Raw genomic sequence first — 20,361 nt, 5'->3', positions numbered from 1 at the left:
GGACCACGGCAGAGCCCCCGCGACCGTGTCTTACGCTGGTGCGGTGACGACGCCCGATGCCGAGCAGAGCCAGACCGTGTCCGAGGCCGAGGAGCCGGTTGCCGAGGGCACCGGTTCGGACGGAGCCGGGGGCACCGGTTCGAGCGGAGCCGAGGGCGCCGGTTCGAGCGGGGCCGAGGGTGCCGGGGCGCGGCCCGAGGAGCGGCTGGAGCGGGCCGTGCGGGCCGCTGAGCAGGCGTTGATCGAGTACGAGATCGCCGTGGAGACCTTCCGCGTGGAGGTCGAGAACTTCTCCCGGTTGCACCACCAGAAGCTCGGCCCCGTGTACGCGCGCCTGGAGGAGCTGGACGCGGAGATCGCCGAGGCACGGGCCGCCCGCACCCAGGATCCGGAGGACATACGCCGTGCCCATGAGGCACGGGCCCGGGTCCTGCCGATGCCGGGTGTGGAGGAGCTGTTCCACGGCTGGATGGACTCCGGCGGGCTGTTCCCGGAGGCGCAGGCCATGCTGACGGACCAGCCCGTGCGGCCTCCGCAGCGCGTGCGGCCCAGCGAGGAGGCGCGCAAGCTCTACCGCGAGCTGGCCCGCAAGGCCCACCCCGACCTCGCCCAGGGCGAGGACGAGCGCAAACGGCGGGACGAGTTCATCGCCCGGGTCAACGCCGCCTACGCCCGCGGCGACGAGGGCCTGCTGCGGGAGCTGTCCGAGGAATGGGCCGCCGGCCCCGTCCCCGAGGAGCGCCGGCCGAGTCACAGCGAGGAGCTCTACGCCCGCCTCGAGTGGCTCTCCCGGCGCAAGGAACTGCTCACGCTGGTGGCCCGGGAGCTGGAGGAGGGTGCGATCGGCTCGATGCTGCGGCTGGCCCCCGACGATCCCGACGGTCTCCTCGAGGAGATCGCGGAGCAGCTGCTGGCCCAGGTCGCGCAGAAGGAAGCCGAGCTGGAGGCGCTGCGCGGCTGAGCCCACCGCGGTGGTCGACGATGGCGGGCACGTCCGCGTCGGTGTCGGGTAGCGTCGGGGTATGCATTTCGGAGCTGGTGTGCCCACGGTCGAGGTCGCGGACCTCAAGGACGACGACTTCCTGCTGGACGTCCGCGAGGACGACGAGTGGCGGGCGGGTCACGCTGAGGGGGCGCTTCACATCCCCCTCAGCGAGTTCGTGGCGCGCTACGGAGAGTTCACCGAGGCGGCGCCGCAGGACGGCCGGGTGCATGTGATCTGCCGCTCCGGGGGCCGTTCGGCTCAGGTGGCGATGTACCTGGTCCAGCAGGGCATCGACGCGGTGAATGTCGACGGCGGCATGCAGGTGTGGGCCGCCGAGGGCCGGCCGGTCGTGGACGCCGAGGGCCAGCCCGGCGTCGTGCTGTAGTCCGGCCCCGGGAGGCCGTGCCGCAGGCCGGCCCCGGGGCGTGGGGCTTGCAGTCCGCCCCCCGGACGTCGTGCTGTAGTGCGGCCGGGACTTTTGCGAGCGGGGGTGCCGTTCAACCCAGCGGGTGCGCCGCCAGCAGGTCGCCCAGGCTCTCCTCGTGTGCCGCCGCCGGGCCGAGTGACAGCTCCAGGTGCTTGGCCCAGGCGTGGTACCGGTGCAGGGGGTAGTCGGTGTCGGCGCCGAAGCCGCCGTGCAGATGCTGCGCGGTCTGCACAACCCGCCGTACGCCCTCCGAAGCCCAGATCTTCGCCACCGCGACGTCCCCGGCTGCCGGCAGCGCCCCCGCCGTGCCGGCCGTGATCCGCCACGCGGCCTGCCAGAGTGTGGCCTCCATGGCGCGCAGGTCCATGTACCGGTCGGCGGCCTGCACCGCGACCGCCTGGAAGGTGGCGATGGGGTGGCCGAACTGTTCCCGCTTGCCGGCGTACTCGCTCGTCATCCTCAGCGCGGCCTCGGCGAGACCGAGCGCGAGCGCGCACGTCCCGGTGGTGAGCAGCAGGCGCAGCCACTCCCAGGCCCCCTCGGTGTCGAGCACATACCGGCCGGCGATCCGTGCCGACTCCAGCCGCAGCTCGGCGAGCCGCTCCCCGGTCGTGGAGAGCTGCTCGGCCAGAACGGCACCCTCGTGCGTGCGCGGCACCAGGGCGAGGACGGTGCGGCCGGAATCGTCGGTGTGGGCCGGTACGAGGATGACGTCGGCGTTGTATGCCCAGGGCACCGCCGTCTGTGTCCCCTCCAGCACCCAGGTGTCGCCCTCCTGCCGTGCCACCACCGCGAGTTCGGCGGGGTCGTGCCCGGTCCGGCCGTGTGCGGCGACCGTGAGGACCGTCTCTCCCCGGCCGGTCCGTGCGAGCAGTTCGTCCTTCAACTCCGCGCCGCCGTAGGTCTGTACGGCGACCGCCGCCGTCGTGTTCTCCAGCAGCGGTACCCGTGCGAGCACCTTGGCCGACTCTCGCAGCACCAGGCAGAGGGCGATCGGGTCGAGACCCGCGCCGCCGTACTCCTCGTCCAGCAGCAGGCTGAGCAGGTCCGCGTCGGCGAGCCGCGCCCACAGCGTCCGGTCGAAGTCGTCGGCGACGGCGCCGGCGGTCAGTGCGGGGCTGGGCACTCCGTCCGGCGCGACCCCGGCGAACACGGCCCTCGCCGCTTCGACTGCCGCCTGCTGCTCCTCGCTGAAGGTGAAGTCCACGGCCTGTCCTCCTGGCGGTCCGCTGGTCTGACGGTCCGTCAAGATAGAACACGTTCTAGAAGAAGGGAACGGTCCGGGGACAGGCCCTCCCTGGCAACGCCTGGCGAGCGGCTCCGCGGGGAACGCTCACCGGTCGAAGTCCAGCTCCACTGTCTCCGTGACCGGATGCGACTGGCACGCCAGCACATACCCGGCCTCCGTCTCCTCCGGCTCGAGCGCGAAGTTGCGGTCCATCCGTACCTTGCCGGAGACCAGGAAGGCCCGGCAGGTGCCGCACACTCCGCCCTTGCAGGCATAGGGCGCGTCGGAACGGTTGCGCAGCACCGTCTCCAACAGCGACTCGCCGTCCTGGACCGGCCAGGTGCCGCCGCGTCCGTCGAGCCGCGCGGTCACCCTGCTGTGCGCGGGGGCCGGAGCGGACGGCGTGGCCACGGCCCCGTCGTCCACATGGAAGATCTCCTCGTGGATCCGCGTCCGCGGCACTCCCAGCCCGCGCAGCGCCCGCTCCGCCGACTGCACCAGCCCGAACGGTCCGCACAGGAACCAGCCGGCGACCTCCTCCACCGGCAGCAGCACCGGCACCAGCCCGGCCAGCCTCCCCCGGTCGAGCCGCCCGGAGGGCAGTCCCGCCTGCTGTTCCTCCCGGGAGAGCACCGTGACGAGCTGGAACCGCTCGGGGTAGCGGTCCTTGAGGTCGGCGACCTCCTCGAGGAACATCGTCGAGGCCGTCGTGCGGTCGCTGCGTATGAGGCAGAACCGCGCGCCGGGTTCCCGCTCCAGGAGTGTCGTCATGATCGACAGCACGGGGGTGATGCCGCTTCCGCCCACCACCGCCGCGTACAGCCCGGGTGCCGGCTCGAGCGTGAACCGTCCTGCCGGTGTCATCACCTCCAGCTCGTCGCCCTCGGCGATCTCCTTGAGCGCGTAGGTGGAGAAGGCTCCGCCCTCGACCAGCCGCACGCCGACCCGTAGCGTGTGTGGGCCTTCTTCGTCCGGTGCCGGAGCGGGGGAGCAGATCGAGTACGTACGCCGTATCTCCCCGCCGTCGGCGGTCCGGCGCAGCGCCAGGTGCTGGCCGGGCGTGTGCCGGTACTCCTCGCGCAGTGCGGGCGGCACGGCGAAGGTCAGGGCCACGGAGTCGTCGGTGAGCCGCTCCACCGAGGCCACCGGGAGCGGGTGGAACCGGGCCATCACAACTCCTTGAAGTGGTCGAACGGCTCACGGCAGGCGAGGCAGCGGCGCAGCGCCTTGCATGCGGTGGACGAGAAACGGCTGAGCAGCTCGGTCTCGGCGGACCCGCACAACGGGCAGCGCACGGGGGCGTCCGCCTGGGCGGAGTCGGCGACGGTACGGGTGGGACCCAGGTCCACGGGCACCGGGCCCGAGGCGTGCCGTCCGCGGACGCGTGGGGGCGCTATCCCGAACTCCTTCAGCTTGCGGCGGCCCTCCTCGGAGATGTCGTCCGTCGACCAGGCGGGGCTGAGGACCGTGCGTACGACGACTTCCTGTACGCCGTGCTCGCGCAGCACCCGCTCTATGTCCACGGACATCGCTTCGAGCGCGGGGCATCCCGTGTACGTCGGGGTCAGCTCGACCTCCACCGCGTCCGTGCCGCGCACGTGGACGGACCGCAGAACGCCCAGCTCCTCCAGGGTGAGCACGGGCAGCTCGGGGTCGGGGACGGAGCCGGCGAGCCGGCGCAGTTCCTCTTCGAGGGCCGTGGCGGTCACCATGACGCTCCCGGGTGGCTGCGGTGCAGATGCTGCATCTCGGCGAGCATCCGCCCGAACGGTTCGGTGTGCAGGCCCTGCCGTCCCGCGCCCGCGGTCCACGCCCCGGTACGCGGTCCGTGGGGGACTTCGAGGGTGGCCCGGCGCAGGACGTCGCCGACCGAGTCCAGCCAGGCCCGCTCCATGCCGGTCCAGTCGGCGTCCACTCCCTCCACCGGCTGGAACATCTCTCCCGTGTACCGCCACAGCGCCTCGCACGCGCGACGCATCCGCTCATGGCTCATGTCGGTGCCGTCGCCCAGCCGCAGCGTCCACTGTTCGGCGTGGTCCTGGTGGTAGGCGACCTCCTTGACCGCCTTGGCGGCGAGGCCGGCGAACTCGCCGTCCCCGGCGGCGAGTTCGCTGTACAGGAGCCGCTGGTAGGTTGAGAAGTACAGCTGGCGGGCGATGGTGTGCGCGAAGTCGCCGTTCGGCTGTTCCACCAGCTGCAGGTTGCGGAAGGCGCGCTCCTCGCGCAGGTACGCCAGCTCGTCCTCGTCGCCCACCATGGACAGCAGCACCCGGGCCTGGCCCAGCAGGTCGAGGGCGATGTTGGCGAGAGCGACCTCCTCCTCCAGTACCGGCGCGTGGCCCGCCCACTCCCCCAGGCGGTGCGAGAGCACCAGGGCGTCGTCGCCGAGGGCCAGGGCGGCCGCGGTGTGCACGGTGACGGTCACAGGTGCTTCACCCCTTCCGGGATCTCGTAGAACGTCGGGTGCCGGTACGGCTTGTCGGCGGCCGGTTCGAAGAACGGGTCCTTCTCGTCCGGCGAGGACGCGGTGATCGCGGCGGAGGGCACGACCCAGATCGAGACGCCCTCGCCGCGCCGGGTGTACAGGTCGCGCGCGTTGCGCAGGGCCAGCTCGGCGTCCGGGGCGTGCAGGCTGCCGGCGTGGGTGTGCGAAAGGCCGCGGCGTGAGCGCACGAAGACCTCCCACAGGGGCCAGTCGGTGTTCGTCATGCGTGCTGCGCTCCCGTTCCGCTGTTGTGCTTCGCCGCGTACGCCGCGGCTGCCTCCCGTACCCAGGCGCCTTCCTCGTGGGCCTGCCTGCGCTGGGTCAGCCGCTGCTCGTTGCAGGGGCCGTTGCCCTTGAGGACCTCCCAGAACTCCGTCCAGTCGATGGGCCCGAAGTCGTGGTGCCCACGCTCCTCGTTCCACTTCAGGTCGGGGTCGGGGAGGGTCAGGCCCAGGGACTGCGCCTGGGGGACGCAGATGTCGACGAAGCGCTGGCGCAGCTCGTCGTTCGAGTGCCGCTTGATCTTCCAGGCCATCGACTGCGCGGAGTGGGCGGACTCGTCGTCGGGCGGGCCGAACATCATCAGGGACGGCCACCACCAGCGGTTCACCGCGTCCTGCGCCATCGCGTGCTGCTCCGGTGTGCCTCGGCTCAGGGTCAGAAGCAGTTCGTAGCCCTGGCGCTGGTGGAAGGACTCCTCCTTGCAGATGCGGACCATCGCGCGTGCGTACGGCCCGTAGGAGCAGCGGCACAGGGGCACCTGGTTGGTGATCGCGGCGCCGTCCACCAGCCAGCCGATGGCGCCGACGTCCGCCCAGGTCAGCGTCGGGTAGTTGAAGATCGACGAATACTTCTGGCGGCCGGTGTGCAGTTTGTCGAGCAGTTCGTCGCGGCTGGTGCCGAGTGTCTCCGCCGCGCCGTACAGATACAGTCCGTGGCCCGCCTCGTCCTGGACCTTGGCCATCAGGATCGCCTTGCGGCGCAGCGAGGGAGCGCGGGTGATCCAGTTGGCCTCCGGCTGCATGCCGATGATCTCGGAGTGCGCGTGCTGGGCGATCTGCCGGACGAGGGTGGCGCGGTAGGCGTCGGGCATCCAGTCGCGGGGCTCGATGCGCTCGTCGGCGGCCACGGCGGCGTCGAACACGGCCTCGTACGCCGTCGCGTCCGCCGCTGTGCCGTCCGCGCGGGCCGGCCGGTGCGCTGCTGCTGTCGCCATGCGGTCCCCCTGACCACTCGCCTACTCCCGACCGATCGTTCGGTCCGGTCGATTCAATGGTGAGGCGGGGCGCCGTAGGGTGTCAACCGCTGTGGACGACCCGCGGCGGCCGTCCGGCCGCTGTGCCGATCGGGCTGTGCGGGGCGGGCGGGGCTGAGTACCGTTCCGGGTGCGCATCCCCGGCGTGCTGCGAACGGGTGAGGCGAGCCGGCGGCCCGCCGCGGAAGGCAGGTGGTGCCCGGCCGGCGGTACGGCGGCGGAACCACGGCCGGAGAGCTCGGGAGACGGGGCGGGATGGACGCGTACGACAAGGGACCGGACGCCCGGCTGGGCCGGCCGGGCGACTGTGCCGACCCGGTGTCCGCCCTGCCCGAGGGCGCCATGACGGACGTCACCGAGGAGCAGCAGGAACAGAGGGACGCTGGGGGCGCCCCTTCCGCCGAAGCCGCCGCCTCCCCGGAAGGCCCCTCCCCGGACTCCGCCTTCCCGGCTCCCGCGCCCCGCACGGGTATAGCCTCCCTCTCGCTCCGCTACCAGGTCGCCGCCGCGCTGGCGCTCGCGGTCGTCGCGGTCGCCGCCTGTGTGCATCTGGGCATGGTGTTCCTGCACGTCGCGCCCCCGAACACACTTACGAAAAAACACGGCACGGTGATCGACGACTGGATCTACCCGGAGTTCGAACAGAACTGGAAGCTGTTCGCTCCCAACCCGCTGCAGCAGAACATCGACGTCCAGGTCCGCGCCGAGGTGCGCACCCGGGACGGCTCAGAGCGCACGACCGGCTGGTACGACCTGTCGGCACTCGACGGCGACGCCATCCACGGCAATCTTCTGCCGAGCCACACCCAGCAGAACGAACTGCGTCGCGCCTGGGACTTCTACGTCGCCTCGCACGACGGCGAGAACCGCCCGGCGGGCCTGCGCGGCGCCCTGTCCGAGGACTATCTGCGCCGCGTGGTGGTGGTGCGTCTCGACCGGGAGCACGCGGCAGGCCGCGGCGAGACGCTCGAGAGCGTCCAGGTCCGCTCCCGCACCACCAACGTGCCGCCGCCCAAGTGGAGCGACGAACAGGTGCCCGGCACGCCCTTGTACCGCCAGCTGCCGTGGTGGTCGCTTCCGGACGGCGAGCGGACGGGGGCGAGCGCCTGATGAACCGTGTCGCCCTGTCCGTCTCGCGCGGCATCGCCCGAGTCGCCGACGCCGCCCTCGGCCCGTACCAGACCGCGGTCGTACGCATCGGCTTCGCGGCCACCTGGCTGCTGTTCCTGCTGCGGGAGTTCCCCCACCGCCAGGAGATGTACGGACCCGACGGCCCGTGGAGCTGGGACCTGGCGCGGCAGCTCATCGCGGACAACCACGCCTTCACGATCCTGATGTGGTCCGGCAGCCAGGTCTGGTTCGAGTCCGTGTATGCCCTCGCCGTGCTGTCGAGCGCCCTCTTCCTCGTCGGATGGCGCACCCGCGCGATGTCCGTGCTGTTCATGGTGGGCGTGCTGTCGCTGCAGAACCGCAGCGTGTTCATCGGTGACGGCGGTGACAACGTCATCCACCTGATGGCGATCTACCTGGTCTTCACGCGCTGCGGACAGGTGTGGTCGCTGGACGAGCGACGCGAACGGCGCGCCCGTGCGGTACGCGCGCGTGGGGAGCGGCCCCGGCCCGACCGGGCGGGGCCCGTGCTGTGGGGTGTGCTCGGCCTCGCGCTGGCCCTGGCGACCGGCGGGGGGCGGCTCGGCGCCGGCTGGCTTGCCGTGTATTGGGGGCTGTGGGGCGTGCAGGGCCTGTGGTGGTGCGTCGTCCGGCGAGCCCCGCACGGCGAGCCCCGCATCCTGCTGGACGTCGTCGCCAACCTCGTGCACAACGCCGCTCTGCTCGTGATCATGGCTGAGGCGTGTCTGATCTACTCGACGGCCGGCTGGTACAAGATCCAGGGCTCGCGCTGGCAGGACGGCACCGCTGTCTACTACCCGCTGCACCTGGACTCCTTCTCACCCTGGCCCGCCCTGTCCGACCTGCTGTCCTCGCAGGGCACGCTGGTGTTGCTGGTGACGTACGGGACGGTCGCGGCGCAGGTCGCGTTCCCGTTCACCCTCTTCAACCGGCGCGTGAAGAACGTCCTGCTGGCGTGCATGATGACGGAGCACGCGGTGATCGCCGTGGTCCTCGGGCTTCCCTTCTTCTCCCTGGCGATGATCGCCGCCGACGCCGTGTTCCTGCCCACGTCCTTCCTGTGCCGACTGGGCGGCTGGGCGTCACGCGCGCGCGGTCGCCTGGCCGCGGGCCGTGTCGCCCGGGCGCTGCCTCGCCCGCGCCCGCACCGGCCGGCCACCGAGGAGCCGACGGAGGCCGCACAGGCAGGTTCGTCGGCCTGAGCCGCACGTAGGCTGCACAGCATGACCGACCCGTCCCGCGGCGCCACCGACCCGCTGACCACCTGGCGCAGGCTCGCCGCCTCCTGCGTGCTGCTCGACGGTTTCCACGCGCTCAAGCACGCGGCCCGCTTCCACGCTCGGGTGCCGGTCGCCGTGACCACCGACCGGGGTGCGGCACTCGCCCTGGCCGACGAGCTCGCCCCCGACGTACGGGACACCCTGGACACGCTGCTGACGGAGGTCCCCGACGCCGCGTACCGGACCCTCGTACCGCGCCCGCACCCCACCGGGGTCGCGGCCCTCGCCGAGCGCCCCTCGCGCGAGGCCAACCTGGAGACGCTGCGGCGCACGCCCCGCACCGCCCCCGTCGTCGTCCTCGACAACCCCCGCAACCTGGGCAACGCGGGCGCCGTGATCCGGCTGGCGGCCGGCTTCGGCGCGACCGGGGTGGTCACGACCGGGACACTCGACCCCTGGCACCCCACGGTGGTCCGCGGCGGGGCGGGGCTGCACTTCGCGACCGCCGTGGAGCGGCTGACCGTGGCCGAGCTGCCGTCCGGCCCGGTCTTCGCGCTGGACCCGGAGGGCGACGACATCCGCGGGCTGAAACTCCCCGACGACGCCGTGCTCGCGTTCGGCTCCGAGCGCACCGGCCTCTCCGCCGAGCTGCGCGCCCGCACCGACCACCTGGTGTCCCTGCCGATGCGCCCCCAGGTCTCCAGCTACAACCTCGCGACCAGCGTGGCCATGACGCTGTACCACTGGAGCGCGACCGGGGGCGCATCCTCCTGAGCCGTCGCCAGGGCCTACGACTCCCGGCGCACCTCCACCACCCGGAAGCGGTTCGCCACGAACGCCCCGTCGCACAGGGTCGCGTTGGCCGCCGGGTTTCCGCCCGAGCCGTGGAAGTCGGAGAAGGCGGCCGTCTGGTTGACGTACACCCCGCCGGTCAGGTTGAGCGAGAGCTGGGCGGACTCCTCCAGACAGACCTCCTCGACGGCCTGCTCGACCTCCTCCGAGGTGGTGTACGCACCCACGGTCATCGCGCCCTTGTCCCTGATCGTGCGCCGCAGCAGCTCCACCGCGTCCGTCGCCGAGTCCACCGCGACGGCGAAGGCGACGGGGCCGAAGCACTCGCTCATGTAGGCGGCCTCGGCGTCCGGCTTGGCGCCGTCGAGCTTGACGATGACCGGGGTGCGGACGACGGCCTTCGGGAACTCCGGGTTGGAGATCTCCCGTGAGGCCAGGGCGACCTCGCCGAGCCCGGCCGCCGCCTCCAGGCGCGCCTTGACGTCCGGGTTCACGATCGCGCCGAGCAGCGCGTTCGCCCGCGCGTCGTCGCCCAGCAGGCCGTCGACCGCCTTCGCCAGGTCGGCGACCACTTCGTCGTACGACTTCGGGCCGTCGTCGGTGGTGATGCCGTCGCGGGGAATCAGCAGGTTCTGCGGGGTGGTGCACATCTGGCCGCTGTACAGCGAGAGGGAGAACGCCAGGTTGGACAGCATCCCCTTGTAGTTGTCGGTCGACTCCACGATCACCGTGTTGACGCCGGCCTTCTCCGTGTAGACCTGGGCCTGGCGGGCGTTGGCCTCCAGCCAGTCGCCGAACGCCGTGGAGCCCGTGTAGTCGATGATCCGGATCTCCGGGCGGACGGCCAGTGCCTTGGCGATGCCCTCGCCGGGGCGCTCGGCGGCCAGCGCCACCAGGTTCGGGTCGAAACCGGCCTCGGCGAGCACCTGGCGGGCCGCCTGCACGGTGAGCGCGAGCGGCAGCACCGCGCGCGGGTGTGGCTTGACCAGCACCGCGTTGCCGGTGGCGAGGGAGGCGAACAGGCCCGGGTAGCCGTTCCACGTCGGGAAGGTGTTGCAGCCGATGACCAGCGCGATACCGCGCGGCACGGCCTTGAAGGTCTTGGTCAGCGCCAGCGGGTCGCGCTTGCCCTGGGGCTTGGTCCACTCCGCCGTGTCGGGTGTGCGGGCCTGCTCCGCGTACGCGTACGCCACCGCCTCCAGGGCGCGGTCCTGTGCGTGCGGGCCGCCCGCCTGGAACGCCATCATGAAGGCCTGGCCGCTGGTGTGCATGACCGCGTGCGCGAACTCGTGCGTCCGGTCGCTGATGCGCTTGAGGATCTCCAGGCACACCATCGCACGCATCTCCGCGCCCGCGTCGCGCCACGCCTTCTGACCCGCGCGCATGGCGGGCAGCAGTACGTCGATGTCGGCGTGCGGGTAGGTGATGCCCAGCTCGATGCCGTACGGGGAGACCTCGCCGCCCGTGAAGTCGTCCGTGCCGGGCTGGCCGAGGTCGAGGCGGGAGCCGAGGAGCGCCTCGAAGGCGGCCTTGCCCGCGGCGGCGTCCAGGCTGCCGTGCTCCCCGTAGGCCTTGGGGTGCTCGGGGTGGGGGGACCAGTACGCGCGCGTACGGATCGCTTCCAGCGCCTGGTCGAGGGTGGGCCGGTGCTGGGCGATCAGCTGGTGCGCGGTGAGTTCGGCGGCCATGCGGGACCAACTCCTCGTCTTGAGAGCTCTCCCTTGAGCTCGTGACCTGGGCAGGAACAGCCGGACAGGGTTAGAGTAACCGAACGATCGGTCGGGACAAGGGTGTCCGGCGTATCTGTGGACAAGGGGGTCCGCCGCATCCGTGGACACCCCCGTGCGGGAGGATCGCGCACATGACAGCACTCGACCTCAGCAGCCCCGTGGCCGTCGTGGGCACCGGCACCATGGGCCAGGGCATAGCCCAGGTCGCGCTGGTCGCGGGCCACCCGGTGCGGCTGTACGACGCCGTCCCCGCCCGCGCCCGCGAGGCGGCCGCGGCGATCGGCGCGCGCCTCGACCGGCTCGTCGAGAAGGACCGCCTCACCGGCGCCGAGCGCGACGCGGCACTCGCCCGCCTCCTGCCCGCCGAGAGCCTGGCCGAGCTCGCGGACTGCGCGCTCGTGGTGGAGGCGGTCCTGGAACGCCTCGAGGTGAAACAGCAGCTGTTCCGGGAGCTGGAGGACATCGTCGGCGAGGACTGCCTGCTCGCCACCAACACCTCCTCCCTGTCCGTTACCGCGATCGGCGGTGCCCTCAGGGGCCCGGGCCGCTTCGTCGGGCTGCACTTCTTCAACCCGGCGCCGCTGCTGCCGCTGGTCGAGGTCGTCTCCGGGTTCGCCACCGACGTGACGTCGGCCACGCGCGCGTACGAGACGGCCCGCGCCTGGGGCAAGACCCCCGTCGCCTGCGCGGACACCCCCGGCTTCATCGTCAACCGCATCGCGCGGCCGTTCTACGCCGAGGCGTTCGCGGTGTACGAGGCGCAGGCCTCCGACCCGGCCACCATCGACGCCGTGCTGCGCGAGTCGGGCGGCTTCCGGATGGGCGCCTTCGAGCTGACCGACCTGATCGGGCAGGACGTCAACGAATCCGTCACCCGCTCCGTGTGGGAGTCCTTCTTCCAGGACGTGCGCTTCACGCCCTCGCTCGCGCAGCGGCGGCTGGTCGAGTCGGGCCGGCTCGGCCGCAAGAGCGGACGCGGCTGGTACGACTACGCGGACGGCGCCGAGCGGCCCGAACCGCACACCGCGGAGAAGGCGGAGGCACCCTCGTACGTGGTCGCCGAGGGCGACCTCGGCCCCGCCTCCGAGCTGCTCGCGCTGATCCGGGAGGCGGGTATCGGGGTCCGTGAGGAGGACGAGGACCACGGCACCCGCCTGGTACTGCCGAGCGGCGGCCAGCTCGTCCTCGCCGACGGGCAGACCTCCGTGGAGTTCCGCGACGTCGTCTACTTCGACCTGGCGCTCGACTACCGCAGGGCGACCCGCATCGCCCTGTCAGCCTCCCAGGACACCTCCGCGCAGACCCTGGCCGAGGCGACCGGGCTCTTCCAGGCGCTCGGCAAGGACGTCAGCGTCATCGGGGACGTGCCCGGCATGATCGTCGCCCGCACGGTGGCCCGCATCATCGACCTCGCGCACGACGCCGTCGCCAAGGGCGTGGCCACCGAGGAGGACATCGACACCGCGATGCGTCTCGGCGTCAACTACCCCCTCGGCCCCTTCGAGTGGAGCCGCAGGCTCGGCCGCGGCTGGGCCTACGACGTCCTGGACGACCTGCACCTGCGCGACCCCTCCGGACGGTACGCCCCGTCCCTCGCGCTGTACCGCCACGCGTACGCCTCCGAGAAGCGGGAGGGCACCTCATGACCACCGCCAAGCGCGACACGTACACCCCGGAGAGCCTGCTCTCCGTCGCGGTGCAGGTCTTCAACGAGCGCGGCTACGACGGCACCTCCATGGAGCACCTGTCCAAGGCGGCGGGCATCTCCAAGTCGTCGATCTACCACCACGTCGCCGGCAAGGAGGAGCTGCTGCGCCGCGCCGTCAGCCGCGCCCTGGACGGCCTGTTCGGGATCCTCGACGAGGAGCACGCGCGCGAGGGGCGCCCGGTGGAGCGGCTGGAGTACGTCGTCAGGCGCATGGTCGAGGTGCTCACCGCCGAACTGCCGTATGTGACGCTGCTGCTGCGGGTGCGCGGCAACACCGGCACCGAGCGGTGGGCGCTGGAGCGGCGCCGTGAGTTCGACCACCGGGTCGCCGAGCTGCTCAAGGCGGCCGCCGCCGACGGGGACGTGCGCGGCGACGTGGAGGTGCGGCTCGCCACGCGGCTCGTCTTCGGGATGATCAACTCGATCGTGGAGTGGTACCGGCCCGACGGCCGCGGGATGGGCGAGCGGGAAGTGGCCGACGCGGTCGTGCGGCTGGCCTTCGGCGGGCTCCGCAAGGAGTCCTGAACGCGCCTTTTCGGTTTGACAGACGACCTGATCCAAACGAAAGACCTAGCCCTCCGGCTCCACGTCCTCCTCCTCGAACACCAGCAGTGTGCGCGTGCTGAGCACTTCGGGGATCGCCTGGAGCCGGGTGAGGACCAGCTCGCGCAGCGCCCGGTTGTCCGGTGTGTGCACCAGCAGCAGGACGTCGAAATCGCCGCCCACCAGGGCGATGTGGGCGGCGCCGGGAAGCCTGCGCAGCTGTTCGTGGACGGTGCGCCAGGAGTTCTGGACGATTTTCAGGGTGATGTAGGCCGATGTGCCCTGACCGGCGCGCTCGTGGTTGACGCGGGCCCCGAAGCCGCGGATCACCCCGTCCTCGATGAGCCGGTTGATCCGCGCGTAGGCGTTGGCGCGTGAGACGTGGACGCGCTCGGCGACCGCCCGTATGGAGGCACGGCCGTCCGCCTGGAGCAGTTGCAGGATGTCCCGGTCGATGGCGTCGAGGGGGCGCGGGGACGACGGAACGGGACTGTGCTCCGCGGGCTCGGCCATTTGTTCAGATGCCATGTACCCCCGCCTCTCTACCATGGACGTACTGCGTCCATCTCAGGGTGTGGAGAACCGTTTGTCCACAGCCTGGAGGGGCCTGTAGCCAAAATGTGCTGTCGACCGAACAATCGGTAGGTGAGGCGCATCACTCCCGTGGCGCGCCTGAAGCCGCTCCCACGAGGAGGTGCCGTCATGACGGTCATGGAGCAGCGGGGTGCCTACCGGCCGACCCCGCCGCCCGCCTGGCAGCCCCGTACCGATCCCGCACCGCTGCTGCCCGACGCGCGGCCGTACCGCGTCCTCGGCACCGAGGCCGCCGCCAAGGCCGACCCTGAGCTGCTGCGCCGGCTGTACGCCGAGCTGGTGCGCGGACGCCGGTACAACGCGCAGGCGACGGCGCTGACCAAGCAGGGCCGCCTGGCCGTCTACCCCTCCAGCACCGGGCAGGAGGCCTGCCAGGTCGCCGCGGCGCTCGTCCTGCAGGAACGCGACTGGCTCTTCCCCAGCTACCGCGACACGCTCGCCGCCGTCGCCCGCGGCGTCGACCCCGTCCAGGCCCTGACCCTGCTGCGCGGCGACTGGCACACCGGCTACGACCCCTACGAGCACCGCGTGGCGCCCCTGTGCACCCCGCTCGCCACCCAGTTGCCGCACGCCGTGGGCCTCGCCCACGCCGCACGCCTGAAGGGCGACGACGTGGTGGCGCTCGCCCTGGTCGGTGACGGCGGCACCAGCGAGGGCGACTTCCACGAGGCCCTGAACTTCGCCGCGGTCTGGCAGGCACCGGTCGTCTTCCTCGTCCAGAACAACGGCTTCGCGATCTCCGTCCCGCTCGCCAAGCAGACCGCGGCGCCCTCCCTCGCCCACAAGGCCGTCGGCTACGGCATGCCGGGCCGCCTGGTCGACGGCAACGACGCCGCCGCGGTGCACGAGGTGCTGGCCGACGCCGTGGCGCACGCGCGCGCGGGCGGAGGCCCCACGCTCGTCGAGGCGGTGACGTACCGCCTCGACGCGCACACGAACGCCGACGACGCGACCCGCTACCGCGCCGACGCCGAGGTCGAGGCCTGGCGCGACCACGACCCGATCGTGCTGCTGGAGCGGGAGTTGACGGACCGCGGACTGCTCCACGAGGACGGGATGCGGGCCGCGCGCGAGGACGCCGAGGCCATGGCCGCCGACCTGCGCACGCGCATGAACCAGGACCCGGCGCTCGACCCGAGGGACCTCTTCGCGCACGTGTACGCCGAGCCCACCTCCCAACTGATGGAGCAGGAAGCCCAGTTGCGGGCGGAGCTGGACGCGGAGGCCGCGGGACCGGAAGGAGCCGGGCGATGACGACCGTGGCCCTCAAGCCGGCCACCATGGCCCAGGCCCTGACGCGCGCGCTCCGCGACGCCATGGCGGCCGATGCGTCCGTACACGTCATGGGCGAGGACGTCGGCACACTCGGCGGTGTCTTCCGCGTCACCGACGGGCTCGCCAAGGAGTTCGGCGACGACCGCTGCACGGACACGCCGCTCGCCGAGGCAGGCATCCTCGGCACGGCCGTAGGCATGGCGATGTACGGCCTCAGGCCGGTCGTCGAGATGCAGTTCGACGCGTTCGCGTACCCCGCGTTCGAGCAACTGGTCAGCCATGTCGCGCGTATGCGCAACCGGACCCGTGGCGCGATGCCGCTGCCGATCACCGTCCGCGTTCCCTACGGGGGAGGCATCGGCGGTGTGGAGCACCACAGTGACTCCTCCGAGGCGTACTACATGGCGACTCCGGGCCTCCACGTCGTCACGCCGGCGACCGTCGCCGACGCCTACGGGCTGCTGCGGGCCGCGATCGCCTCTGACGACCCGGTCGTCTTCCTGGAACCCAAGCGGCTGTACTGGTCCAAGGACACCTGGAACCCCGAGGCGCCCGAGGCCGTCGAGCCGATAGGCCGTGCGGTGGTGCGGCGCCCGGGCCGGAGCGCCACGCTGATCACGTACGGTCCGTCGTTGCCGGTGTGCCTGGAGGCGGCCGAGGCGGCGCGCGCCGAGGGCTGGGACCTCGAAGTCGTGGACCTGCGGTCCCTGGTGCCGTTCGACGACGAGACGGTGACCGCGTCCGTGCGCCGCACGGGCCGGGCCGTGGTGGTGCACGAGTCGAACGGGTTCGGCGGTCCCGGAGGGGAGATCGCCGCGCGCATCACGGAGCGATGCTTCCACTATCTGGAGGCGCCGGTGCTGCGGGTGGCCGGGTTCGACATCCCGTATCCGCCGCCGATGCTGGAGCGCCACCACCTGCCGGGCGTCGACCGGATCCTGGACGCCGTGGGGCGCCTGCAGTGGGAGGCGGAGAGCTGATGGCCCAGGTGCTGGAGTTCAGGCTGCCGGACCTCGGGGAGGGACTGACCGAGGCCGAGATCGTCCGCTGGCTGGTGCAGGTCGGGGATGTCGTCGCGGTCGACCAGCCGGTCGTCGAGGTGGAGACGGCCAAGGCGATGGTCGAGGTGCCCTGCCCCTACGGCGGTGTGGTCACGGCCCGCTATGGCGAGGAGGGCACGGAACTGCCGGTCGGGGCACCGCTGTTGACGGTCGCCGTAGGCGCTTCCGCGGAGCCCGCGGCGGAGTCGTCCGGGAACGTGCTGGTCGGATACGGCACGTCGGCGGCCCCGGCGCGCCGCCGCAGGGTACGACCGCCGCGGCCCGGAGCACGGCCCACGGACGGCGAACCGTTCGAAGACCCTCGCACGGCTGAGCCCGCCACCGAGCGCCCGGTGCCCGCCGCCCAGCCCCCCGTGTCCGCCTCTCCACTGCAAACGCGGCGCCCCACCGTCCCGGAGCGCCCTGACGGCCCCGTCCCGGTCATCTCCCCGCTGGTCCGCAGGCTGGCCCGCCAGAACGGCCTGGACCTGCGACGGTTGACGGGGTCCGGACCCGACGGGCTGATCCTGCGGGCGGACGTGGAGGGGGCCCTGAGGACCACGGCGGCCCGCGAGGAGGCGCCGAAGACCACGGTGACCGCTCCGGCACCCGAGACGGCTCTCCTCGAACGCCCCGAGCCCCGTGCCGGTACCCGTATCCCCCTCAAGGGCGTGCGCGGTGCCGTGGCGGACAAGCTCTCCCGGAGCCGGCGCGAGATCCCCGACGCGACCTGCTGGGTGGACGCCGACGCCACCGAGCTGATGCGCGCGCGGGCGGCGATGAACGCGGCCGGCGGCCCGAAGGTCTCCCTGCTCGCGCTGCTGGCCCGCATCTGCACCGCGGCGCTCGCCCGGTTCCCGGAACTCAACGCCACCGTCGACACGGAGGCCCGGGAGATCGTCCGGCTCGACCAGGTGCACCTCGGGTTCGCCGCGCAGACCGAGCGGGGGCTCGTCGTCCCCGTCGTACGCGACGCGCACGCGCGGGACGCCGAGTCGCTGACCGCGGAGTTCGCGCGGCTCACCGAGGCCGCGCGCGCCGGGACCCTCACCCCCGCGGACCTCACCGGCGGGACGTTCACGCTGAACAACTACGGGGTGTTCGGCGTCGACGGCTCGACACCGATCATCAACCACCCCGAGGCGGCCATGCTCGGTGTCGGCCGTATCGTCCCCAAGCCCTGGGTGCACGACGGGGAGCTCGCGGTGCGGCAGGTCGTGCAGCTCTCGCTCACCTTCGACCACCGGGTGTGCGACGGCGGCACGGCAGGCGGCTTCCTGCGGTACGTGGCGGACTGCGTGGAACAGCCCGCGGTGCTGCTGCGCACCCTCTGAGCGACGGCCGGGCCCGGGCGCACGCCCTGGGGAAACGGGCCCGGCCGCCTCGCCCCTGAGACGGGTCGGTCGGCGCCGTGTCAGCGATCCTTCGCGCACGGCCGAGGTCCCCGAGGGTGGCACCGATGCATGCGGCGCCCATACTCGGGGCATGACCGCGTACCAGCCCCCGGGTGACCCACGCCGCGACGGGTACGACGCCGTCGTGCTCGCGGGCGGTGCCGCCCGGCGGCTCGGCGGCGCCGACAAGCCCGGTGTGCGCGTCGGCGGACGGGCGCTGCTCGACCGGGTACTGGCGGCGTGCGCCGACGCGGACATCACCGTGGTCGTCGCCGGTACCCGGCCCACCGCGCGCGCCGTGGTCTGGGCCCGGGAGGAGCCACCCGGCGCCGGACCGGTGGCCGCGCTCGAAGCGGGCCTGAAGCGGACCACCGCCGCGGATGCCGTCGTACTCTCCGCCGACCTGCCGTTCCTCACCGAGCGGACGGTACGACGGCTGCTGGACGCGCTCCGGGCGAGCGGCGCCGAAGGGGCGGTGCTGACCGACCCCGAGGGGCGTGACCAGCCCCTTGTCGCCGCCTACCGGACAGCGGCACTGCGCCGCGAGCTGGCACGGCTCACCACCGAGCACACCGGTCTCACCGGCCTTCCGCTGCGGCGCCTGGTCGCCGGGCTGGACCTCACCCGTATCTCCGACCCCGTCGCGTCCTTCGACTGCGACACCTGGGACGACATCGCCACCGCCCGATCACGCATCAGGGAGCATGGGCACGTGTTGGATGAATGGATTTCCGCAGTCAAGGACGAACTGGGCATCGACCTCGACGTCGACACCGGCGTCCTCCTCGACCTGGCCCGAGACGCCGCGCACGGGGTCGCCCGCCCCGCGGCCCCGCTGACGACGTTCCTCGTCGGCTACGCCGCCGCGCAGGCGAAGGGCGGCCCCGAGGCGGTCGCCGAAGCCGCCCGCAAGGCCGCCGCGCTGGCCCTGCGGTGGGCCGACGAGGACACCGCCGAGGACAGGCCGGGCGCCGGATGACCGCGCGGGGCACTGAGAGACACCTGAACACCGAGGAACGCGACATGGAGGAGGCGCTGGCCGTGGCCAACGAGAGCGGGGAGCCGAGCCGTCCGCAGGCACGCCCCGCCCGTTCACCGCAGGACCAGCACGACCGGGACCTCGAAGAGGCCCTCGCCCTCGTCCGGGACCCGGACCCGCGCGCCCCCGAGCCGGGGCCGCCCGCTGCCGGGCCCGAGGCGCGTACGCCCGAGCCCGGCCCGCGCACAACGCGGCACTCCGGCACCCAGGACCGCCCGGCGGGCACCGACGCCTCCGCCCCACCCCGCTCCCGGCACCACGCCACGCCGTGGCGCGAGGCCCGTGCCGCCGCCGAGCGCGCCGCCCGCTCCGCTCCGCGCCGCCCAGCCCTGGACGTGCCCCTCGACGCGGCACTCGGCCTGGTTCTCGCCGCGCCGCTCACCGCCCTCACCGACCTCCCCTCCTTCGACACCTCCGCCATGGACGGCTGGGCGGTCGCCGGCCCCGGTCCCTGGGACGTGCGGGAGCACGGGGTCCTTGCCGGGCACGCCGAGCCGGCACCCCTCGGCGACGGCGAGGCCGCGCGGATCGCCACCGGCGCCCGCATCCCGCCGGAGAGCACCGCCGTCCTGCGCACCGAGCACGGCCGCACCGACGACAAGGAACGGCTGCACGCCACCCGAGAACTCCCGCAGGGACAGGACATCCGGCCGCGCGGCCAGGAGTGCCGCGCCGGCGAGCACCTGCTCCCGCCGGGCACTCACGTCACCCCCGCCGTCCTCGGACTCGCAGCCGCCGCCGGTTACGACACCCTGTGCGCGCTGCCCCGGCCGCGCGCCGAAGTCCTGGTGCTGGGCGACGAGTTGCTCACCGAGGGCCTGCCCAGGGACGGGCTGATCCGGGACGCGCTCGGGCCGATGCTGCCGCCGTGGCTGCGCGCACTCGGCGCCGATGTGACGGCCGTCCGCCGGCTCGGCGACGACGCCGATGCCCTGTACGAGGCCGTGAAGTCCTCGGTGGCCGACCTGATCGTCACCACGGGCGGCACCGCCGCGGGTCCCGTCGACCACGTCCACCCCACCCTGCGACGCGTCGGCGCCGAACTCCTCGTCGACGGCGTACAGGTCCGCCCGGGCCACCCCATGCTCCTCGCGCGGATCCAGGACAGCCGGCACCTCGTCGGTCTGCCCGGAAACCCCCTCGCGGCCGTCTCCGGCCTGCTCACGCTCGCCGAGCCGCTGCTGCGCACCCTCGCCGGCCGCATGGCACCGGAGCCGTGCATGCTGCCCCTGAAGGACTCCGTCCACGGTCACCCGCACGACACGCGGCTCATCCCCGTCGTCGTACGCGCCGACCAGGCCGTACCGCTGCACTACCACGGCCCCGCCATGCTGCGCGGCATCGCCGCCGCGGAGGCCCTCGCGGTGGTGCCGCCCGGCGGCGCGGATCCCGGCCAGGGTGTGGAACTGCTCGACCTGCCGTGGGCGTTGGCGGGGTGAGGTCTCTCCGGGGCAACTCGCCTTGGGCTGATCCAGAGCGGGAAGTGTTTCACGTGAAACGTTGGGGCCGGGATGC

General features: G+C 72.7%; 20 protein-coding genes. 12 read left to right on the top strand and 8 right to left on the bottom strand.

Annotated elements, in window-relative coordinates; genetic code table 11:
- Positions 1-43 precede the first annotated feature (43 nt).
- Together SY2F82_RS26135 and SY2F82_RS26130 are read left to right on the top strand one after the other, a co-directional pair.
- Positions 44-961 carry a hypothetical protein gene (locus tag SY2F82_RS26135; RefSeq protein ID WP_200421604.1) on the top strand — a complete coding sequence of 306 codons (918 nt, stop codon included), beginning with the start codon at positions 44-46 and terminating at the stop codon, positions 959-961.
- A 79-nt stretch (positions 962-1,040) separates the two neighbouring features.
- Entirely contained in the window at positions 1,041-1,370 is a 330-nt protein-coding gene (locus SY2F82_RS26130) for a rhodanese-like domain-containing protein (protein ID WP_200421820.1), read from the top strand.
- A gap of 112 nt (positions 1,371-1,482) precedes the next feature.
- On the opposite strand, the gene SY2F82_RS26125 is transcribed toward SY2F82_RS26130, so the two are convergent.
- The 6 genes from SY2F82_RS26125 to paaA form a co-directional block, all read right to left on the bottom strand.
- A complete protein-coding gene (locus SY2F82_RS26125) occupies positions 1,483-2,619 on the bottom strand; it encodes an acyl-CoA dehydrogenase family protein (protein ID WP_200421603.1) in 1,137 nt (378 codons plus the stop codon).
- 126 nt (positions 2,620-2,745) lie between these two features.
- Positions 2,746-3,810 carry a 2Fe-2S iron-sulfur cluster-binding protein gene (locus SY2F82_RS26120; protein ID WP_200421602.1) on the bottom strand — a complete coding sequence of 355 codons (1,065 nt, stop codon included), beginning with the start codon at positions 3,808-3,810 and terminating at the stop codon, positions 2,746-2,748.
- Positions 3,810-4,352 carry a 1,2-phenylacetyl-CoA epoxidase subunit PaaD gene (paaD, locus tag SY2F82_RS26115; RefSeq protein ID WP_200421601.1) on the bottom strand — a complete coding sequence of 181 codons (543 nt, stop codon included), beginning with the start codon at positions 4,350-4,352 and terminating at the stop codon, positions 3,810-3,812. The genes SY2F82_RS26120 and paaD overlap by 1 nt, the downstream gene beginning before the upstream one ends.
- Positions 4,346-5,065: a 1,2-phenylacetyl-CoA epoxidase subunit PaaC gene (gene paaC, locus SY2F82_RS26110; protein WP_200421600.1), complete on the bottom strand. Its 720-nt coding sequence runs from the start codon at positions 5,063-5,065 to the stop codon at positions 4,346-4,348. The genes paaD and paaC overlap by 7 nt, the downstream gene beginning before the upstream one ends.
- Complete coding sequence (gene paaB / locus SY2F82_RS26105; RefSeq protein ID WP_037614825.1) at positions 5,062-5,349, bottom strand: 1,2-phenylacetyl-CoA epoxidase subunit PaaB; 288 nt, start codon at positions 5,347-5,349, stop codon at positions 5,062-5,064. The genes paaC and paaB overlap by 4 nt, the downstream gene beginning before the upstream one ends.
- Positions 5,346-6,341, bottom strand: coding sequence for a 1,2-phenylacetyl-CoA epoxidase subunit PaaA (gene paaA, locus SY2F82_RS26100; RefSeq protein WP_200421599.1), 996 nt, complete (start codon positions 6,339-6,341; stop codon positions 5,346-5,348). Before paaA ends, paaB begins: the two co-directional genes overlap by 4 nt.
- 294 nt (positions 6,342-6,635) lie before the next feature.
- Here paaA and SY2F82_RS26095 point away from each other — a divergent pair, with 294 nt between their 5' ends.
- The 3 genes from SY2F82_RS26095 to SY2F82_RS26085 are packed head-to-tail and all read left to right on the top strand — an operon-like array spanning position 6,636 to position 9,505.
- Positions 6,636-7,490 (top strand): DUF5819 family protein, encoded by an 855-nt coding sequence (locus SY2F82_RS26095; RefSeq protein WP_200421598.1) that lies wholly within the window; start codon positions 6,636-6,638, stop codon positions 7,488-7,490.
- A complete protein-coding gene (locus SY2F82_RS26090) occupies positions 7,490-8,713 on the top strand; it encodes an HTTM domain-containing protein (protein WP_200421597.1) in 1,224 nt (407 codons plus the stop codon). The genes SY2F82_RS26095 and SY2F82_RS26090 overlap by 1 nt, the downstream gene beginning before the upstream one ends.
- Positions 8,714-8,734: 21 nt before the next feature.
- Positions 8,735-9,505: an RNA methyltransferase gene (locus SY2F82_RS26085; RefSeq protein WP_200421596.1), complete on the top strand. Its 771-nt coding sequence runs from the start codon at positions 8,735-8,737 to the stop codon at positions 9,503-9,505.
- 14 nt (positions 9,506-9,519) lie between these two features.
- On the opposite strand, the gene paaN is transcribed toward SY2F82_RS26085, so the two are convergent.
- Complete coding sequence (paaN, locus tag SY2F82_RS26080) at positions 9,520-11,211, bottom strand: phenylacetic acid degradation protein PaaN (RefSeq protein ID WP_200421595.1); 1,692 nt, start codon at positions 11,209-11,211, stop codon at positions 9,520-9,522.
- 173 nt (positions 11,212-11,384) lie between these two features.
- Between paaN and SY2F82_RS26075 the strand changes: the two genes are divergently transcribed.
- Positions 11,385-12,899, top strand: coding sequence for a 3-hydroxyacyl-CoA dehydrogenase (locus SY2F82_RS26075; protein ID WP_200421594.1), 1,515 nt, complete (start codon positions 11,385-11,387; stop codon positions 12,897-12,899).
- Complete coding sequence (locus SY2F82_RS26070) at positions 12,896-13,486, top strand: TetR/AcrR family transcriptional regulator (protein ID WP_200421593.1); 591 nt, start codon at positions 12,896-12,898, stop codon at positions 13,484-13,486. The genes SY2F82_RS26075 and SY2F82_RS26070 overlap by 4 nt, the downstream gene beginning before the upstream one ends.
- A gap of 45 nt (positions 13,487-13,531) precedes the next feature.
- Here the strand turns inward: SY2F82_RS26070 and SY2F82_RS26065 are convergent, their stop codons facing one another.
- Positions 13,532-14,017: an Lrp/AsnC family transcriptional regulator gene (locus tag SY2F82_RS26065; RefSeq protein ID WP_200421819.1), complete on the bottom strand. Its 486-nt coding sequence runs from the start codon at positions 14,015-14,017 to the stop codon at positions 13,532-13,534.
- A gap of 189 nt (positions 14,018-14,206) precedes the next feature.
- Between SY2F82_RS26065 and pdhA the strand changes: the two genes are divergently transcribed.
- The 5 genes from pdhA to SY2F82_RS26040 all read left to right on the top strand — a co-directional run bounded on the left by pdhA (position 14,207) and on the right by SY2F82_RS26040 (position 20,285).
- Positions 14,207-15,352, top strand: a complete 1,146-nt coding sequence (pdhA, locus tag SY2F82_RS26060) for a pyruvate dehydrogenase (acetyl-transferring) E1 component subunit alpha (RefSeq protein ID WP_200421592.1) — start codon at positions 14,207-14,209, stop codon at positions 15,350-15,352.
- Positions 15,349-16,353: an alpha-ketoacid dehydrogenase subunit beta gene (locus SY2F82_RS26055; RefSeq protein WP_200421591.1), complete on the top strand. Its 1,005-nt coding sequence runs from the start codon at positions 15,349-15,351 to the stop codon at positions 16,351-16,353. The genes pdhA and SY2F82_RS26055 overlap by 4 nt, the downstream gene beginning before the upstream one ends.
- Positions 16,353-17,747 (top strand): dihydrolipoamide acetyltransferase family protein, encoded by a 1,395-nt coding sequence (locus tag SY2F82_RS26050; protein ID WP_200421590.1) that lies wholly within the window; start codon positions 16,353-16,355, stop codon positions 17,745-17,747. The genes SY2F82_RS26055 and SY2F82_RS26050 overlap by 1 nt, the downstream gene beginning before the upstream one ends.
- Positions 17,748-17,898: 151 nt before the next feature.
- Positions 17,899-18,786 (top strand): NTP transferase domain-containing protein, encoded by an 888-nt coding sequence (locus tag SY2F82_RS26045; protein WP_200421589.1) that lies wholly within the window; start codon positions 17,899-17,901, stop codon positions 18,784-18,786.
- Between the two features lie 44 nt (positions 18,787-18,830).
- Positions 18,831-20,285, top strand: coding sequence for a molybdopterin molybdotransferase MoeA (locus SY2F82_RS26040; protein ID WP_236041795.1), 1,455 nt, complete (start codon positions 18,831-18,833; stop codon positions 20,283-20,285).
- Positions 20,286-20,361: the final 76 nt, after the last annotated feature.

The sequence above is a fragment of the Streptomyces sp. Y2F8-2 genome (assembly GCF_014905555.1).
Lineage (GTDB): Bacteria > Actinomycetota > Actinomycetes > Streptomycetales > Streptomycetaceae > Streptomyces > Streptomyces cynarae.
This window is presented reverse-complemented; position numbering and strand designations above follow the sequence as displayed.

Bases quoted from the DNA above. Each gene is read 5' to 3' on its own strand.
- SY2F82_RS26120 (WP_200421602.1), bottom strand. From the start codon at position 3,810: ATGGCCCGGTTCCACCCGCTCCCGGTGGCCTCGGTGGAGCGGCTCACC.
- paaD (WP_200421601.1), bottom strand. From the start codon at position 4,352: ATGGTGACCGCCACGGCCCTCGAAGAGGAACTGCGCCGGCTCGCCGGC.
- paaB (WP_037614825.1), bottom strand. From the start codon at position 5,349: ATGACGAACACCGACTGGCCCCTGTGGGAGGTCTTCGTGCGCTCACGC.
- paaA (WP_200421599.1), bottom strand. From the start codon at position 6,341: ATGGCGACAGCAGCAGCGCACCGGCCGGCCCGCGCGGACGGCACAGCG.
- SY2F82_RS26095 (WP_200421598.1), top strand. From the start codon at position 6,636: ATGGACGCGTACGACAAGGGACCGGACGCCCGGCTGGGCCGGCCGGGC.
- SY2F82_RS26090 (WP_200421597.1), top strand. From the start codon at position 7,490: ATGAACCGTGTCGCCCTGTCCGTCTCGCGCGGCATCGCCCGAGTCGCC.
- SY2F82_RS26085 (WP_200421596.1), top strand. From the start codon at position 8,735: ATGACCGACCCGTCCCGCGGCGCCACCGACCCGCTGACCACCTGGCGC.
- paaN (WP_200421595.1), bottom strand. From the start codon at position 11,211: ATGGCCGCCGAACTCACCGCGCACCAGCTGATCGCCCAGCACCGGCCC.
- SY2F82_RS26075 (WP_200421594.1), top strand. From the start codon at position 11,385: ATGACAGCACTCGACCTCAGCAGCCCCGTGGCCGTCGTGGGCACCGGC.
- SY2F82_RS26070 (WP_200421593.1), top strand. From the start codon at position 12,896: ATGACCACCGCCAAGCGCGACACGTACACCCCGGAGAGCCTGCTCTCC.
- SY2F82_RS26065 (WP_200421819.1), bottom strand. From the start codon at position 14,017: ATGGCCGAGCCCGCGGAGCACAGTCCCGTTCCGTCGTCCCCGCGCCCC.
- pdhA (WP_200421592.1), top strand. From the start codon at position 14,207: ATGACGGTCATGGAGCAGCGGGGTGCCTACCGGCCGACCCCGCCGCCC.
- SY2F82_RS26055 (WP_200421591.1), top strand. From the start codon at position 15,349: ATGACGACCGTGGCCCTCAAGCCGGCCACCATGGCCCAGGCCCTGACG.
- SY2F82_RS26050 (WP_200421590.1), top strand. From the start codon at position 16,353: ATGGCCCAGGTGCTGGAGTTCAGGCTGCCGGACCTCGGGGAGGGACTG.
- SY2F82_RS26045 (WP_200421589.1), top strand. From the start codon at position 17,899: ATGACCGCGTACCAGCCCCCGGGTGACCCACGCCGCGACGGGTACGAC.
- SY2F82_RS26040 (WP_236041795.1), top strand. From the start codon at position 18,831: ATGGAGGAGGCGCTGGCCGTGGCCAACGAGAGCGGGGAGCCGAGCCGT.